The 16,325-nt window shown below is 67.4% G+C and carries 12 protein-coding genes; all 12 read left to right on the forward strand.

The window, feature by feature from the left end:
* Positions 1-119: 119 nt before the first annotated feature.
* The 12 genes from eccB (at position 120) to ON34_RS06615 (ending at position 16,252) form a co-directional block, all read left to right on the forward strand.
* Entirely contained in the window at positions 120-1,670 is a 1,551-nt protein-coding gene (gene eccB / locus ON34_RS06550; RefSeq protein WP_040775616.1) for a type VII secretion protein EccB, read from the forward strand.
* Positions 1,670-5,680 carry a type VII secretion protein EccCa gene (gene eccCa, locus ON34_RS06555; RefSeq protein WP_051022207.1) on the forward strand — a complete coding sequence of 1,337 codons (4,011 nt, stop codon included), beginning with the start codon at positions 1,670-1,672 and terminating at the stop codon, positions 5,678-5,680. Before eccB ends, eccCa begins: the two co-directional genes overlap by 1 nt.
* Positions 5,681-6,123: 443 nt before the next feature.
* Positions 6,124-6,432 carry a WXG100 family type VII secretion target gene (locus ON34_RS06565; protein WP_040775621.1) on the forward strand — a complete coding sequence of 103 codons (309 nt, stop codon included), beginning with the start codon at positions 6,124-6,126 and terminating at the stop codon, positions 6,430-6,432.
* 44 nt (positions 6,433-6,476) lie between these two features.
* Positions 6,477-6,794, forward strand: a complete 318-nt coding sequence (locus tag ON34_RS06570; RefSeq protein ID WP_040775624.1) for a hypothetical protein — start codon at positions 6,477-6,479, stop codon at positions 6,792-6,794.
* A gap of 301 nt (positions 6,795-7,095) precedes the next feature.
* Positions 7,096-7,413, forward strand: a complete 318-nt coding sequence (locus ON34_RS06575; RefSeq protein ID WP_040775627.1) for a hypothetical protein — start codon at positions 7,096-7,098, stop codon at positions 7,411-7,413.
* A 30-nt stretch (positions 7,414-7,443) separates the two neighbouring features.
* On the forward strand, positions 7,444-8,769 hold the full coding sequence (locus ON34_RS33370; protein WP_051022208.1) for a PPE domain-containing protein: 1,326 nt from the start codon (positions 7,444-7,446) through the stop codon (positions 8,767-8,769).
* Between the two features lie 59 nt (positions 8,770-8,828).
* Positions 8,829-9,659 carry an ESX secretion-associated protein EspG gene (locus ON34_RS06590; protein WP_040775748.1) on the forward strand — a complete coding sequence of 277 codons (831 nt, stop codon included), beginning with the start codon at positions 8,829-8,831 and terminating at the stop codon, positions 9,657-9,659.
* A 34-nt stretch (positions 9,660-9,693) separates the two neighbouring features.
* Entirely contained in the window at positions 9,694-11,283 is a 1,590-nt protein-coding gene (locus tag ON34_RS37405; protein ID WP_040775636.1) for a MinD/ParA family ATP-binding protein, read from the forward strand.
* Positions 11,280-12,803 (forward strand): type VII secretion integral membrane protein EccD, encoded by a 1,524-nt coding sequence (gene eccD, locus ON34_RS06600; protein WP_040775751.1) that lies wholly within the window; start codon positions 11,280-11,282, stop codon positions 12,801-12,803. The genes ON34_RS37405 and eccD overlap by 4 nt, the downstream gene beginning before the upstream one ends.
* A complete protein-coding gene (gene mycP / locus ON34_RS06605; RefSeq protein WP_040775638.1) occupies positions 12,803-14,161 on the forward strand; it encodes a type VII secretion-associated serine protease mycosin in 1,359 nt (452 codons plus the stop codon). The genes eccD and mycP overlap by 1 nt, the downstream gene beginning before the upstream one ends.
* Positions 14,158-15,882, forward strand: a complete 1,725-nt coding sequence (eccE, locus tag ON34_RS06610; RefSeq protein WP_040775640.1) for a type VII secretion protein EccE — start codon at positions 14,158-14,160, stop codon at positions 15,880-15,882. Before mycP ends, eccE begins: the two co-directional genes overlap by 4 nt.
* Before the next feature lie 16 nt (positions 15,883-15,898).
* A complete protein-coding gene (locus ON34_RS06615; RefSeq protein ID WP_040775643.1) occupies positions 15,899-16,252 on the forward strand; it encodes a helix-turn-helix domain-containing protein in 354 nt (117 codons plus the stop codon).
* The last annotated feature ends 73 nt before the right edge of the window (positions 16,253-16,325 follow it).

Raw genomic sequence — 16,325 nt, forward strand, 5'->3', positions numbered from 1 at the left:
ATCGGCGGCTTCGGGCGGGAACCGGACTCGCTATTCCCGACGCTGGGGATAGGGTTCGTATTCGCATTGTTACCGGTCGTTAGGGTGGCATTGCAGGTCGGCGGAAGGAATGAAAACCCGTGGCGCGCTTCCGGGTTGTGACCAAGCACCAGATATCTGGTTGGCGCTTTCTGCTGCGGCGGATCGAACACGCACTGGTCCGCCGGGACGCCTCGATGATCGACGACCCGCAGCGCGGCCGTTCCACCGCCCTGTCCATCGGCATCGCGCTGGCCTGCGTGATCATCGCGGGTGCCGCCGTGCTGGCGTTCTTCAAACCCGCCAAGAAGGTCGGTGATTCGAACATCGTGGCGGAGAAGGACACCGGCGCGTTGTTCGTTCGCCTCGGCGGCCGGCTGTTTCCGGCGCTGAACCTCACGTCGGCCCGGCTGATCGTCGGTTCTCCCGACAAGCCGGTACAGGTTTCCAAGGACGAGTTGTCGAAGTATCCGCGTGGGCCGTGGGTCGGCATTCCCGGCGCGCCCGGCAGCATCGTCGACACCGACGAAAGGGATTCGACCTGGACGGTGTGCGACACGGCGAGAACCGGCGCCGCCGCGCCGGTCAACCCCGCGACCGGTCTGCCGACGGTCAGCCGCTCCGCCGTGCGAACCACCGCGATCGGCGGTCCGCTGACCGTGGACGGTGACGCCATCCGCCCGCTCGGCGATGGCGAGGCCAGGTTGCTTCGCGACGACACCACTACCTGGCTGATCTACGGCGACGCCGAGAAAGGTGTGGTGCGCGCGGCGATCGATCTCGCGAACACCGCGGTCGCCCTGGCACTCGGCATCGATTCGACTGCGCCGGTGATGGCCGTCTCCAAGGGACTGATCAACGCGATCCCCGAGGTGCCGCCGCTGCGCGTGCCCGAGGTGCCCGGCAAGGGTGAATCGATCACCTTGAACTCCGGACTCACCACGCCGGTCGGATCCGTGCTGACCGTGTCGACTCCGGATCAGGGCGCCTCGTACTACCTTGTCTCCCAATCGGGTCTGGTCCGGGTCAGCGCGGTACTGGCGGCGATGGTGCGCAATGCGGACTCGCAAGGCGCGGTGTCCACGCGCACCGTCGGCCCGGACGTGATCGCGGCCAACCTCCGCCCCGGCCAGTGGCCGGGCACCGCGACCTACCCGACCCGCCCCATTCGCCTGGTGGACCCGGAACGTTCCGGCGTGACCTGCTATCGCTGGTCGCGCGCCGCGAACGACCCGAACGCGGCCACCGAATTGCTGGTGGGCAGACAACTGCCGCTGACCAGGGAGGAGCAGGGCCGTGCCGTCGATCTGGTGACCTCGGCCGCCTCGCGCGGTACTACCGCGGACGCGGCGTACCTGCCCCGTGATACCGGCCGTTTCGTGCAGGTGACCGGCACCGAACCGGGATCACCGCTGCGGGAGTCGCTGTACTGGGTATCCGACAGCGGAGTTCGCTACGGCGTGATAACCGCCTCGAAAGGCGGGTCCAGCGACCCCACCCTGACCGCGCTCGCGCTGCGCACGCCGGTCCCGGCCCCGTGGAGCATCATCTCGCTGTTCGCGGTCGGTCCGGCCTTGTCCCAGAACGAGGCTCGCATTCAGCACGACGGGATTCCGGGCAACAAGATCGTCGCCGGGCTGGGTGGTCCGTAGTGACCAGCACCCGCCGATTCGTGCGACCCGCCCGGATGGTGCGCGGTCCCAAAGCGCCCGCCGTGACCGAATTACGGCTGCAGCCGCCGACCGAGCTGCCCAAGCCGGTCCCGCCGTCGCGGCTGCGCATGATCATGCCCGTGGTGATGGTGGCGGCCATGTCCGGGATGATGGTCATGATGTTCCGTGGCGGCGGTGCCATGAACCCGATGATGCTGATGTTTCCGGTCATGATGCTGGTGTCGATGTTCGGCATGATGGGCAGCTCGTTCTCGGGCAATGGCTCCGGCGGCGCGGCGAGTCTCAACGAGGAACGCAAGGACTACTTGCGTAGCATCACCGACAACCGCAAGACGGTGCACGGGGCCGAAGCCGAGTTGCATGCCTTCCTGCGTTACACCCACCCTGGCCCGGACGAGATCGCCCGGTTGATCGGCGGCAAGCGCATGTGGGAGGTGCAGGTCGCCAGTCCGCAGTTCCTGCGCGTGCGGGTCGGCCGGGGCCGCATCGCCAACCAGGTGCGCGTCATCGTCCCCGAGGCCGCACCCACCTCCGATCTGGATCCGGTCGGCGTCGTCGAGCTGACCCGCTTCGCCAAGGCGTATTCCACGGTCGGCGGCATGCCGGTCGCGATCAATCTGCTGTCCGCGCCGCAGGTCGGCATCGACGGCGACGCGCAGCTGGTGGCCGGACTGATCCGCGCGATGATCGCCGAGGTGGTGGTGCTGCATGGACCGGATCAGGTGGCGGTCGCCGCGGTGCTGTCGAATCCGGACGCGCCGGAATGGTCCTGGCTGAAATGGCTTCCGCACACTCAGCATCCGAGTGACACCGACGCGATCGGTTCCAGCCGGATGGTCTACCGCACCGTCGCCGAGCTGCGCACCAAGGTGCTGGCGGGGCTCAATCGCGGTCCGTTCTCGGCGAATTCGCAGCCCACCTTGGACCGCACGCACTATCTGCTGATCGTGGACGTCGGGGGACCGGCAAGCGACCGCGATATCTCCGGCATCGACGGCTGCACGTGGTTGCGGCTGGGTGCCACGGAGCAGAACCTGCCGCGCGCCCTGCGCTTCACCGTGTCCGAGGACCGCTCGCTGAACGAGGTGACCCCCCGCGGGCTGCGCCGCGTCGCCGTCGCCGACACGCTGTCGGTGGCCGCGATGACGGCGATGGCGCGCAACATCTCGCCCTACCGGTTGTCCACCGTGGTTGAGGCGGTGGCCGCCGAACAGGCCAGCGGCGGAACGTCCTGGGAGGAGATGGTCGGCATCGCCGATCCCGGCGCCATCCGCGTGGAGCAGGCCTGGGTTCGGCGCCGCGACGAGGATAGGGCGCGGTTGAACATCCCCTTCGGCCACGATCCGGCGGGCGGTGTCGTCTATCTCGACATCAAGGAATCGGCCGAAGAGGGCATGGGTCCGCACGGCATGTGCATCGGCGCCACGGGATCGGGCAAGTCGGAATTCCTGCGGACCCTGGTGCTCTCGGCCGTCGCGACGCATTCGCCGGACGTCTTGAACCTTCTGCTCGTCGACTTCAAGGGTGGCGCGACCTTCCTCGGATTCGACCGGTTGTCCCACGTGACCGCCGTGGTGACGAACATGGAGGAAGAAGCCGACCTGGTCACCCGTATGGAAGACGTGATCAACGGCGAAATGGCGCGGCGGCAACGCATTCTGCGCGACGCGGGCAATTTCGCCAGTGTCGCCGACTACGAGCGAGCCAGGGAGCAGGGCGCGGACCTGCGACCACTGCCGACCCTGCTGATCATTCTCGACGAGTTCGCCGAACTGCTCGAGCAGTACCCGAACTTCTCGAAACTGTTCGTGGCCATCGGCCGACTGGGCCGATCACTGCGCATTCACTTGCTGCTCGCGTCGCAGAAGGTGCCGGCCAACCGGATGGGTGAGTTGGAAGCGCACCTTTCCTATCGAATCGCGCTGCGCACCAACCAGACCAGCGACTCGCGCGACGCGATCGGCACGGCCGACGCCTACCACCTGCCGAAGAAGCCCGGATCGGGTTACCTGCGGGTCGGCTCCGGTGACCTGCAGCGGTTCCAGGCCGCCTATGTGGGCGAACGGTATTCGCCGCCCGCACAGATCTCGGCGGCCTCCGCGCAACGCGCCAGACGGCCGGGTGGCGGATACCGGCCGCCGCAGCGGTTCACGGCGGCTCACATCGTCGACACTCGACCTCCCGTGGTCGAGCCGGTGGTGGTCGACAACACCCCCGAGACCGCCGACGGAGAGTCGATCACCGTGATGGAAGCGGTGTTGCAGCAGCTGGCCCGGCACGGCCAGCCGGCCCACCGCATGTGGCTGCCGCCGCTGGTCGTACCCCCGACACTCGATCGGATGGTTCGAGCAGTGCCGCAGGGGGCGTTGCAGATGCCGTTGGCGCTGGTCGACAAGCCTCGTCAACAGCGTCAGGACGTGTGGTCGGTCGATATGTCCGGCGCCGGTGGACACATGGCCATCGTCGGTGGCACGCAGTCCGGCAAATCGACCGCGCTGCAGACATTCATCCTGTCAGCCGCACTGACGCATACCCCGGAGCAGGTCCAGTTCTACTGCCTCGATTTCTCCGGTGGCGGGTTGTCGGCTCTGGCGAACCTTCCCCACGTGGGATCGGTCGCGGCGGCCCGCGATGGCGACCGTATTCGGCGCACTATCGCGTTGATCACGAATCTGCTCGAGAGCCGCCAATCGCTGTTCGTCGAATTCGGAATCGACAGCACCCGGAAGTTCCGCACGTTGCGAAATGCTCCAGGCGAGCGGCCGCCATGGTTGGATCGCGACCCCTATGGCGATGTCTTCCTGGTCATCGATGGCTGGGACATCGGGTTCGGTGTGAACAGCCCGTACTACGACGAATACTCCGCGGTGATGGAATCGATCGCCCTCCAGGGGCTGAACTATGGCATTCACTTGGTGCTCACCAGTTCACGCTGGATGGCCATGCGGCCCGCGATCAAGGATCTGCTGCAAACCCGCGTCGAGATGCGTCTGGGCGACCTGGCCGACACGGTGTTCAACGTGCACCGCGCCGTGGTGGCGGCGATACCCGCCAATCGACCTGGCCGTTGCATCTCCACAGATGGCCTGCATATGTTGACGGCGTTGCCTCGCATCGATGGTGTAGGCGAGGCGGATTCGGCCGCGGAGGGTTTGGCCGCCGCGATCAGCGAAGTCGCGCAGCGCTATCCCGGCCGGCGCGCGCCGCAAGTGAAACTGCTCCCACCGCAAGTCGGCCTCGACGAGGTCAGAAGGGGACTGCCCGCGCCGCAGACGCTCGCCCAGCGACTCGTCGTGCCGTTCGGTATCCGGGAATCCGATCTCAGTCCAGCGGCAATAGACTTCGGTGTATCGACACATTTCATCGTGCTGGGCTCGTCGGGATCCGGGAAGTCCACGACGTTGGCCGCGCTATTGGAATCCATTCGACTCCAGTACGACGCTTCGCAAGCGCGTGTCCTGCTGATCGATTACCGCCGACGGCATTTGGGGGCCGTGCCGGACGAGATGCTGATCGGCCACGTGACCAGCGAGCGGGACGCGCGCGACGCACTGCCGGCGCTGGTGCAGAAGATGAGCTCCAGGCGCCCGCCCGAGAACGTGACCACTCGGCAGCTTGCGGAGAGGTCCTGGTGGAGCGGCCCCGAGGTGTTCGTGGTGATCGACGACTATCACATGGTCGTGCAGCGTGGCGCGCTGAACCCGCTGGAGCCGCTGAAGGAGATCATCGTCGACGGCCGCGATACCGGTTTGCATGTGATCGCGGCGCGCAACATCGCCCAGGCGGACACGGCGCTGTACGACAACGTGATCGGCCAGATGAAGAACCTCAACTCCTCGGGTCTGATCATGGACGGCTCGAAGCTCGACGGTGTGCTGATCGGTGACGTGCGGCCGACGAAACAGCCTCCGGGACGCGGTTTCTTGGTGGAGCCGATGAGCTCTCGCAAAGATCTCGTCCAAGTGGCCTGGGTGCCGCAGCAGCTTTGATCTCCGGCGCGCCTCCCAAGATTGGGAATGAATTACCGTTTTCCTTAGATACCACTCGATCCGAGTCGGTGATCAAAGCTCGATTGGAGTCTCACCATGGTACTCCCCACCGCTGTCTGTCCAGATCGCCTGCCATCCATCGTGGGCGCGACGGCGACAAGGAGCTGGTCATCGGCGGTTATCGCCGATGGACTGTCGGCGGCGGACGGCACCGACAGTCGGACTTCGTCGATGGCCACCACCGGCCAGGGACACCCGGCCAGCAACGTGCAGCAGGCGGAGAACCTCAGGAGGTGCCGGTTCTGGAGAAACCCCCCGTTATCGGTGTGATCGAGTACGTCAACGCGCAAGACGCGCATACCGACATTCCGACGCACACGTTGTCAACGTCCTCGGCGAACCCGACCGAGGCAAGGTAAACGCTTCATAGATAGGAAACGGATATGGCCATTGGCTACACCGGCGACCCTGCGGAGATCACCGCCACAGCCAAGAAATTCTACATGCACGCCGACACGTTCAAGAACCATATGGGCATCCTCGAGGGCATCAAGTTGGAGTATGCCCCGGCGGTGCAGGGGCAGACCGGCACCGCTATCCAGAACGCGATGCAGGCGGCCCTCGACAAGGGCGGAAAGCTGCACAACGTCTTCATGGAAATCGTTGACGCGCTGAATACTGCTGGCGCGGGTTTCGACAGCCAGGATCAAGAAGGTGCCTCGCAGGTCAACAAATACAACCTCAATTTCTGATTCCCTGGTCTGTGACCGAAAACTATTGGGAAAGGTTTTGAATAATGGCTCTGGTAAACAATTACAATGCCGTTGACGGCCTGGTCATCCGCACCGGCCAGGCGCTCACCGATATGACGGTCGACGCGGGGGAGCGGGCTGCGCTGGCCAAGCTGCTCGCCGAGAACTTCCAAGGTGACGCGGGTAGCTCGAATGCCACTCTGCAAACGCGCATCCAGACACTGATCGACGAATACAACGCGGCCCTCAGCGATCTGAAGGCAGCCACCTCGACAGTCTCCGGCATCGACGGCATGTTCCGCGCGGTCGACTTGGGTCAGTCCATGCGGTTCGAGCAGATCGGCACCGGCGGGATCATGTAATTCGTGGTTCCAGCCACGATTCCGGAGTCGGCCGAGTGTTCGGCGTGACATGGCGGCCGATCCGGCCCCGGTAGACGCTGTCGTCCTCGATGAGCTCGTCGCGCGGGCTTCGTCGAGGGCGACAGCTTGCATTTGCCGGTCGTGCGCTCCCGCAGGGATCTGACCCAGCTGACCTAGGTGCCGCAGCCGAGTAATCCCTCGTCGAGGCCCATTTCTGATCGGCATTCCCATAGCTGGGAATGTCTTAGCGTTCGTGATGTACTACTTCCCAAGAGTGGGTACCAGTCGTTAGGAGACTTCCATGTACCTCGCTGTTGCTCAGGAGCATCTCCCGGTTATCGCTTCCCAGCTCGGTGTCAGCGCGGAGGACCTGATGCTGATGCTCGGCGCGGCCGCTCCTGCCGCTGTCCCGCTTCCGCCGGGGCAAGATGACGTGAGCAAACTGATTCCGGCCGCGTGCGGCAAGCAAGCGGGGGCGTTCTTCCCCTGCACCGCAAACGGAGTCGGGCTGGGAATCGATGGTGCGGTCGAGCTACCAAAGGTGGCTGTCGCCTTCACTGATGGCGACGTGCACGGTGGCGCCCATGTAGGCAGCAGATCAGCGGCATTCGGCGAGTAGGCGCGGATAGCCTGAGCGAAAGCTGATGAGATGCTTGCTGTCGTATTCGGCGCGTTGGCGCCGGAGGCAATTATCTACCCGTTGCTCGCCGGGGACGGTGGCGCGACCACGCGATTGACCGCGAAGGCTTATGCGGCGATGGCCACGCAGTTGAATATCGCCGCGGCCAACACCGATCGCTCGATGGTCGAGATGGGCGGGCAGTTCCGGGCGCTCACGTCCGACCAGGCGCAGGCAGCGTTCCATAAGCATGCGGCATGGTTGCGTGAGCAGGCTACGGTGGCTGCGCAGACCGCCGCGCTGCTGGATCGAGCGGCCGACATCTACTCCTCGGCGCAGGGCGCCATGGGGGCGCTGGCCGCCAAATGTGCCGAGGTCCGGGTGCGAGAGGGTATCGCCGCCCTCGGCGGCATGGGCACGTTGAGCGGCCCGATGATCCTGGCGGCCGAGGCCGAGTTGGCCGCGATCAGAGTGGCCGCCATCGGTGTAATGCTCGGTTACGCTGGGGCGCTGGTGCCCACACTGGCCGCGCTCCCACCGCCGGTCGAGGCGCCGCCCGTTGCGGCTGGCGGAGATCCGGGCATGGATTACGCGCCCTATGACACCCCGGTATACGACGGGCCGACCGACAACACCGGCACCGGTCCTACCCAAACGTCGACATCCTCCACATCGTCGACGGGCGATGGGTCGACTGGATCCGACAACGGCGGGGGCGGCGATAAGACGCCTACCGATCCGACCCAACCGACCGATCCGACACAGCCCGCGGATCCGACGAACCCCGCCACCAATCCCGAGCAATTGGCGCCGGAGATGGATCCCAGTCCGTTGTCCGCTGATTCGGGAGCGAATGGCATAGGCGACGGAACCGCGAATGATTCCTGGTTCTACGGCACGTCGCAGAACTCCCCGACGCTGGCGGCATTGAATGGTGGGGTGGGAAGTCTCGTCGCGCTGAATATGGTCCGCGGCGGCCTCGGATCGATGCCGGGCGCTGCGACCGGTTTCCGGATGCCCGCCAACTGGAATCCGGGGGCGGGACGGGCATTCGGCGCCTTGCCGCAACAAGCAGCGGCCGGGCCGCCGGCGCGGAAGGGCCCGCCGCGCGGTGCCGTCGCACCCAAGGCGCGCATGCGGCGACGCCGCGACGACGAAGAGAAGCCGTCGAAGGTGTTCGTACCGGGCGAACCGCAGGATGTTCCGGTACTCGAGCAACCCCCGGTCATCGGGGTGATCGAGTACGAGGATCGTGATGGCCCGGACGAGGCGGTGTTGGAACCGGCACTGGCGGTCGGCGTCATCGAGCGAATCGAAGACGAGGCGGTGCTCGCCGCGGCGGAACGTCCCCGGTGAAGCGCGCCGAGACCAAGTATCCAGTTGAGGGAGAGGATCACAATGCATTCGGTGAAGGTGTGGAAGACGATCCAGTCGTAATCGAGCTGAATGTCGATGCCGCCCTGCTGTTACAACATCTGGTCGGCATCGACTCCTATCCGCTGGTATTGGCCCTACTGCCGAATATCTACCGCATCGAGGATCGAGATCGGGTGCATGCTGTAGTCGCCGCGCAGCTCACCGAGGTGGGCGTGCTCCAGGACGGTCGCGTGCACCCGGTGGTCGAGCATTGGCTTCAGTGTCTGTACCGGCCGGATGTGGAGCTGGCTGTCCGGATCGTGGACACCGGCCTGGACGGCGAGCCGAAGGGGATGCTGCGGCTGTCGCTGGTGCGCACGGGCGAGACCCATGTGCTCGCGGTGCGCTCCGACGATCATGTCGTCATCCAGTCGGTCTTCCAGCAGGACAACGAGCTCGACACCTTGTCGGCCGCCGTCGCGGCCGCGCTCGGTCCGGCGCCGGTGCTGCGGTTCGATCCGATCGCCGCGACAGCCGAGCAATTCGGCGAGGTCCCCGACGATCAGGACGAACGGCGGCGTGCCTTGGTGGAACTCGGTGCTGAACCGCATACCGCCGCAGTGCTGAGCCGGGTGCTGGACGAGGTGGTCCGGCGGGCCGAGGTGGTGGTGATCGAGCACCACGACGGTAGCTCTGCGCAGCCGGAAGTCTGCGTGAACGTGGTGGATACCCTGTCAGGGCGGTTCATCGTGACTCCGAGCGTCGCGATGGATGGACGGAAGTGGGCCAGATATGCGCCCGGCGACGATGCGGCCTTGCGGTCGGGCATCGGGGCGCTGATCGACCTGCTGCCCGGCCGAAGTTGGTTCGACACCAGCAGACTGAACTGAACGTCGGACCGTGGTTGTGGAGAGGACGACGGAAATGAACCGAGCACCGAGCAGAAACGGTCATTCGGCCGATGCCGCGCGGGCGCGCGGCGGCTACGACGCGTTCTTCGCACCGTCCGGCGAGCTGGCCGACGCGGCCGTGGCACAAGGGCCCGCCGCCGAGACACGCCAGGATGCCGACACGTTCAGTCACGTCGACCCCATTGTCGGGCCGCCGCGCGAGCCGCAGGCGGAGCCCGACCACCGTTCCCAGGGCGTGGTAGCTCCGCCGCCCGTGGCGAGTCCGCCGCTGCCCGGCGCGAGTGTGCCTCCGCCGCAGGTGAATCCTCAAACCCCACAAGCAAGTGCGGAGTCGTCGCAGGGCAGGGCCCAGCCGCCGCAGGCAAGTGTTCGACCGCCGCAGGCAAATCCGCAGCGCGACTACGCCGCCCCGCCACCGGCTGGAGGGCAACAGCAGGCGGTCCAGCAACATTCGGCACAGCAGCAGGCCGCCGAGCAGTACCAGACCGAGCAGGCAGCCGAGCCATCCCAGGCGCTCGCACGGAACGAACCCGCGTCCGCGAATCAGGATTGGTCGTCCGGATCGGCGACACCGTGGGTTCCCGACCGCGTCGACAGCTCCGCCTATGACTCGACGCCGCGGATCGAGGTGCTGCCCGCCGCGCTGAGCTCGATCGAGCTGCTCGCCGACATCTCCGCCGCCAAGCGCGCGCAGCTGCGCTCGCAGTCCGGCGTTCGCGGTGCGCTCAACAAAGTCGGCTTCAATCTTGGGCTTTCGCCTGCGGAGCAGCGAGCCGAGGATCGCCGCAACCGCATTCGCCGACAGCTGACTACGACCTATCAGATCGCGGTGGTGAGCGTGAAGGGCGGCGTCGGCCGCACCACCACCGCGGCCACGCTCGGCTCGACGTTCGCCAGCCTGCGCCCGGACCGGGTGGTCGCGATCGACGCGAACCCGGACTTCGGCGACTTGGCGACCCGTACCGCCAGGCATCCATACGGGCTGACCTTGCGCGACCTGGCGCAGTCGCAGAACCTGGACGCGTTCTCCGCGGTGCAGTCGTTCACCTCGATCAACTCGGCCGACCTCGCCGTGATCGCCTCGCCGTGGACGACCGAGGCCACCGAGGCGCTCTCCGGCCAGGAATACCGCACCGCGGTAGAGGTTTTGCGCCGTCACTTCAACCTGCTGCTGGTCGACTGCGGGACCGGTGTGCTCGATTCGGCGACCGCGTCGGTGTTGCAGACCAGTGACGCCGTCGTGGTGGTGACCCCGGCCACCGTCGGCGGCGTGACCGGGGCGGTGGCCACCCTGAACTGGCTGAGCTCGCACGGCTTGCAGCATCTGATCGCCAAGTCGATTGTCGGGATCGTGCATCACCAGCCGCTGAAACCGACCGTCGACGTGGACGCGATCGAGAAGCTGTTCGCGACCGCGCAGCGTCCGACCCGCGTGCTGCCCTACGACGCGCACCTGGCCGAAGGCGGCGAGATCGACCTCCGATTGCTGGAGAAGGACACCGTGCTCGCGTTCGAGGAACTGGCCGCCTGGCTGGCCGACGGATTCCCCGGATACCTCGCCGGTGGCGCCGACAACTCCGGTGATCATGGAGCGTGGCGATGAGCACTGCCGTCGCGCCCGCGCCCGCCGGGACGCAGTCGTCGGCGGAGGTCGCACGGGCCAGGATCGCCGTGATGGTCGCTTCCTACCAGGTCGACGTGGTGGTGCCGACCAAGTTCACCATCGAGACGTTCATCGACGATCTGCTGGTGGTGCTGGCCTCGGCGATCGATGACGAGAGCGTGGACTTCACCCCGCCGCAGGGCCAGTGGAGCCTGGCCCGCCCCGGTGAGCCGCCGATGCCGCGCTGGCGCAGCCTCGCCGACCACGACGTCACCGACGGCACCGTGTTGATGCTGTCGGTCGTCGAGTCGGCGGAAGTGTTCACGCCGGTGGTCGAGGACATCACCGACGCGCTCGCCTTGATCAACGAGCGTGAGTTCGCCGAATTCGACGCGAACACCGCGGTGATCGTCGGTCTCACCGCGCTGGGCATCGGTGCGTCCGCGGTGGCCGCGATGCTGTCCTGGTCGTGGACCATGACCGGTTCGGTCGCGTGGTGCGGGCTGCCCGCCTTGCTGCTCGGCGCGCTGTGCTGGGCCGGAGCGGCGATCGCGCGCCGCCGCGACGCTCCGGCCAAGATCTGCCTCGGCTTGTCGCTGGCGGCCACGCCGCTGCTGTTCGCGGGCGGCGCGATGCTGGTGCCGCCCGCCTACGGCCAGCCAGGGCCGTTCGCCGCGGCGAACCTCGCGGCCGGAGCGGTGGTCGCCGCGGTGGCCGCCGCCACCATGATGCGGTTGAGCGGACTCGGCATCGCGACGCTGATGGCGGTGACGGTGCTCGGCGTCGCCCTGACCGCCGCGGCTCTGCCGCTGACCTACGTGGATCTGTCCGTGGGTCAGGTCGCCGGTGGCGCCGCGTTCGTCGGCATCGTGCTGCTGACCATGGCGCCGCGAATCGCCGTGGTGATCGCGCGTATCCGGCCGCCGGATCTGCCCGACCCGGGCAACGAGGTCTCCCCGACGACGCTGACCGACATCTTCGACGCCGAGACGGTGCGTGACGGTGACGAGCACACCGAAGAAAACGAACGGCAGCGCCAGAGCACCGAGGTGGGCATCGAGAGTCGCGCCCGGCTGGCGGTGACCAGCCTGCGCGGCCTGATCGCCTCGATCTCCACCGTGCTCGCGGTCTCCGCGGTGATCTCGGCCGCGGTCAGCCCCGGCGGCATCCGCGAGATCGTCATGGCCGCCGCGATCGCGGGCTTGCTGGCGATGCGCTCACGCTGGCATCCGGACCGGGTGCAAGCGATCGCCTTGATCACCGCCTCCGCCGTGACCGTGTGCGGCGTGGGTTTTGTCTTGGTCGGCGCGTATGAAACCCCGGTCGCGCGTCTGGTGGTCGGATTGGTGGTGGTCCTCGCGGCCATCGCGGCCTGCGTCGCGGCGATCCGGTTGCCCGGCAAGCGACTCTCCCCGGTGACCCGGCGGGTCATCGACCTGGTGGAGTACGCGCTCATCCTGGTGGTTCCGGTGATCGCCTTCTGGATCATGGGCGTCTACACCGCGATGCGAGGGATCTGATGAAGGTCGGCAGCGCCGCTGTGGCGGTTCTGGCCGGAGTGCTGCTGGCCGTCCCGGCCGCGCCCGCCATCGCGTTGGAACCACCGCAGGTCGTGGTGGGTTCGCCGCCCGCGGATGATCCGCCAGGGCCCGAACTCCCGACGAAGCAGGACAAGGGCTGTTTGGCGGCGGGTCTGCTGCCGGACAGCGACGTGTCTCGGGTGCCGCCACCGGAACTCGCGCTGGATCTGCGCCGCGCTCGGGCGCTGAGCCGGGGCGCGGGCGTCACCGTCGCCGTGATCGATACCGGTGTGACTCCCCATCCGCGCCTGCCCAACCTCATCGGCGGCGGCGACTACGTGGCGGCGGGTGGCGACGGTCTCTCCGACTGCGATGCGCACGGCACGCTGGTCGCCGGGATCATCGGCGCCGCCTCGGATCCCGCGGACGGATTCGCCGGTGTCGCCCCAGACGCGCGGATCATCTCCATTCGCACTCGTTCCGGCGCGTTCAGCCTCGAACGACCGAGTTCCGATCGCGACCTGCAACTTTCGATCGACCTGCGCACCATGGCGCGAGCGATCACCCGCGCGGCGAACCAAGGCGCCGGGGTGATTACGGTGTCACTGCCGATCTGTGTGCCCGCGGACGCGCAGGTGGACCAGTCCATGTTGTCGGCGGCCATCGGCCATGCGGTGCACGTTCGCGGGGCGCTCATCGTCGCGGGCGCGGGCAACACCGCCGGCACCGCCAACTGCGCGCAGAATCCCGACATCGATCCGACCCGGCCCGCCGACTCCCGCAACTGGCGGGACGTGAAGACCATCTCCACGCCGGGCTGGTTCGGCGCCGACGTGCTCACCGTCGGATTCACCACCGCGACCGGTGCGCCGATGCAGGATTCACTGAACGGGCCATGGGTTTCGGTGGCCGCGCCGGGAACCGGCATCGAGTCGCTCGGTCCCGGCGGCGGCGGTCTGATCAACGGAGTCGGCACTCCCGACAAGCTGGTTCCGGTGGGCGGCGCGTCGTTCGCCGCGGCCTACGTCAGCGGGGTCGCCGCGCTGTTGCGCTCGCGGTTCCCCAACGAGACCCCGGCTGAGATCGCCGCCCGTTTGCAGGCCAGCGCGCACGCGCCCGCCCGCGGCATCGATAACGCGGTGGGCGCGGGCATGATCGACCCCCTGGCCGCGCTGAGCTACCGGACGCCCCCGAAGCAGCCCGCCGGGCTGTTCCGGTCCTCGGAGCTGCCCATGCCCGCCCCGCCGCGCCCGAAGGATCCGCTGCCTGCGATCACCGCGACCGTCGTGATCGCCGTCGCCATGCTGCTCGGCCTCGCGGGCAGTCACGCGAACTCCCTGATGCGGAGGCGGCGGTGAGCTTTCCGAGCGTCCGGGTCGGCGGCGTCGAGCGCGGTCCTTTCGCGGCCTTCGTCGTCGTCGGCAGCCCGCTGCTGGTCGGTCTGTCGGCCAAGACACCCTGGTGGGTCAGCGCGGTGGTCGTCACGGTCCTGGTCACGACGGTGACCGTCCGGGTGAACGGTCGCACCGGCGCGCGCTGGCTGCTCGACTGGATGGGCTACCGATCCGGCCGGACCACACGGGCGCGGGAACGGGAGCGACAGGCCCGAATCCGGGATGTCCAAGTCGCGGCAGGTGTTTGCGGCATCAACGAGGCGGGCGACACGCTGATCGCGATGATCCAGCTCGCGCCGAACCTGGACCTGCCCACCGTCATCGGAGAGCGAACGCTCTACACCGAGGACACCATTCCGGTCGATCTCCTGTATCCGATGCTGGACCAGTTCGGCATTTCGATCGACATCGATATCGTCACCACCGGGCAGCGTGTTCGTTCCGCGGGCAGTTACAGCATGCTCTACGACCAGCTGATCGGCTCCCACCCGGTGGTCGGCGACCGGCTGACCTGGCTGGTGGTCCGGCTCGACCAGGAACGCAACTTGGCCGCGCTGAGCAAGCGCGGCCCATGCTCGGTGGTCGCGCCCAAGGCGCTGGCCAGCGCCGCGCATCGGATAGCGGGGCGGCTACGCGAACGCGGCATCGCCGCGCACGCGCTGCCCGCCGACGCCTTGCGGGACGCGACGCGCTTGCTGCACGCCGGTGTCGAACTGACCGATCTGCGGGAGACCTGGAGCAACCTGGAGTCGTCGGTACCCGGTCGTTGCGTGACCAGCTTCCTGATCGACTGGTCCCGCTTGGATGGGGTCGGCCTGGACGATTGCTGGACCTGGAACCGCGGCCGCACCACGCTGGTGGTGAGTCTGACCGATGACGCAGACGGGCCGCGCGCGCTGGTCCGGTTCATCGGTCCGGCCCTGACCACCTCCCCGCCGGAGTACCTGCGGCTTCTGCGCGGCGACCAGTCCACGGCGCTGATGGCGTCGTTGCCCACCGGCTACTCGGTTCGCGCCTTGCGCGGCTTCGAGTCCGGCTCCGACGTCGCACCCGCCGACCTCGTCGCCGAACTGACCATCGCGATCGGACCGAACGGACAGATCCTGGGTGCGATCAGCGGCCAGCCGCGGCACACTCTGGCGCTGCCGCTGTTCGACCCGGCCCGGTACAACCCGCGCAGGCGCACCATCGACGTGCACGCGGTGCTGCCGGTCGCGCAGCAGATCATCTTGCGGGCGATGGTGGTCGGCGCGGACGTGGAGATCCATTCGGCGCGACCGGACAGCTGGCGTCAGCTCGTCACCGCGGTCGGTGACCCCCGCTCCATGCGGATGGCCGATCCGAACGCCGGAGGACCAAGAGCCCAGAACGACGCGGCGGCCGACAGCCCCGCCACGATCGCCGTCTTCGACCACCTGCCACCGCGGGCGTCCAGCGCACAGACGACGGTCACCATCAGCGAGCCCGGCGGTCCGCGCAGGCGTGCGGTCGATCTCGCGATCAATCAGGTCAGCGCGACCGCGGTGGACGTGAGCATTCCGATGCGCACGGTGCGGGTCGACCTCATCGAGCCGAGAGGCGAAACACGATATTTCGATACTGTCGACGGTCCGCCCGCGCCTGCCGCTCGGGCCTCTGCACCCGTGGTTGCACCTCCGCAACCGGGTGGCCGTCGCGTGAGTTGACGGGAGCGGTCGGTTAATGTCTATCACCGTGGTTGCGGACACCCATTCCGATGGCGGCGATCTCCCTCATCAGGACGCCGGGGACGCGCTGACTCCCAGGCAGGCCGCCGCCGCGATCTTCTCCAGCCGGTTGTCGGAGCTGATCGCGGAGTCCGTCGTGTCCACCGAGGACGGATCGACGCGTTCGCTGACGCTCTATTCGCTGGCGCAGCACCTGGAGTTGGCCTACCCGGACGTGCCGGTGTCGCAGTCCGGTCTGTACCGGCTCATCCACGGTGACGCGATCCCGCGGCTGGACTTGGTGATCGCGCTGGCGCGGGTTTTCGACGTGCCGCCGGAGTACTTCGTGACCGAGGAGAAGAAGCGCTGAACCGGCCTCTCGGCTGTTCCCTCCAGCGGGAATAGCGGGAGCTCGGCGGGCTGGGCGCGCCGGATACGATCCG

It is taken from the genome of Nocardia pneumoniae NBRC 100136, from assembly GCF_000308755.1.
Classification (GTDB): domain Bacteria; phylum Actinomycetota; class Actinomycetes; order Mycobacteriales; family Mycobacteriaceae; genus Nocardia; species Nocardia pneumoniae.

Coding starts and splice junctions, on each gene's coding strand:
- mycP (WP_040775638.1), top strand. CDS start 12,803: ATGAAGGTCGGCAGCGCCGCTGTGGCGGTTCTGGCCGGAGTGCTGCTG.
- eccD (WP_040775751.1), top strand. CDS start 11,280: ATGAGCACTGCCGTCGCGCCCGCGCCCGCCGGGACGCAGTCGTCGGCG.
- ON34_RS06615 (WP_040775643.1), top strand. CDS start 15,899: ATGTCTATCACCGTGGTTGCGGACACCCATTCCGATGGCGGCGATCTC.
- ON34_RS37405 (WP_040775636.1), top strand. CDS start 9,694: ATGAACCGAGCACCGAGCAGAAACGGTCATTCGGCCGATGCCGCGCGG.
- ON34_RS06575 (WP_040775627.1), top strand. CDS start 7,096: ATGTACCTCGCTGTTGCTCAGGAGCATCTCCCGGTTATCGCTTCCCAG.
- ON34_RS33370 (WP_051022208.1), top strand. CDS start 7,444: ATGCTTGCTGTCGTATTCGGCGCGTTGGCGCCGGAGGCAATTATCTAC.
- ON34_RS06565 (WP_040775621.1), top strand. CDS start 6,124: ATGGCCATTGGCTACACCGGCGACCCTGCGGAGATCACCGCCACAGCC.
- ON34_RS06570 (WP_040775624.1), top strand. CDS start 6,477: ATGGCTCTGGTAAACAATTACAATGCCGTTGACGGCCTGGTCATCCGC.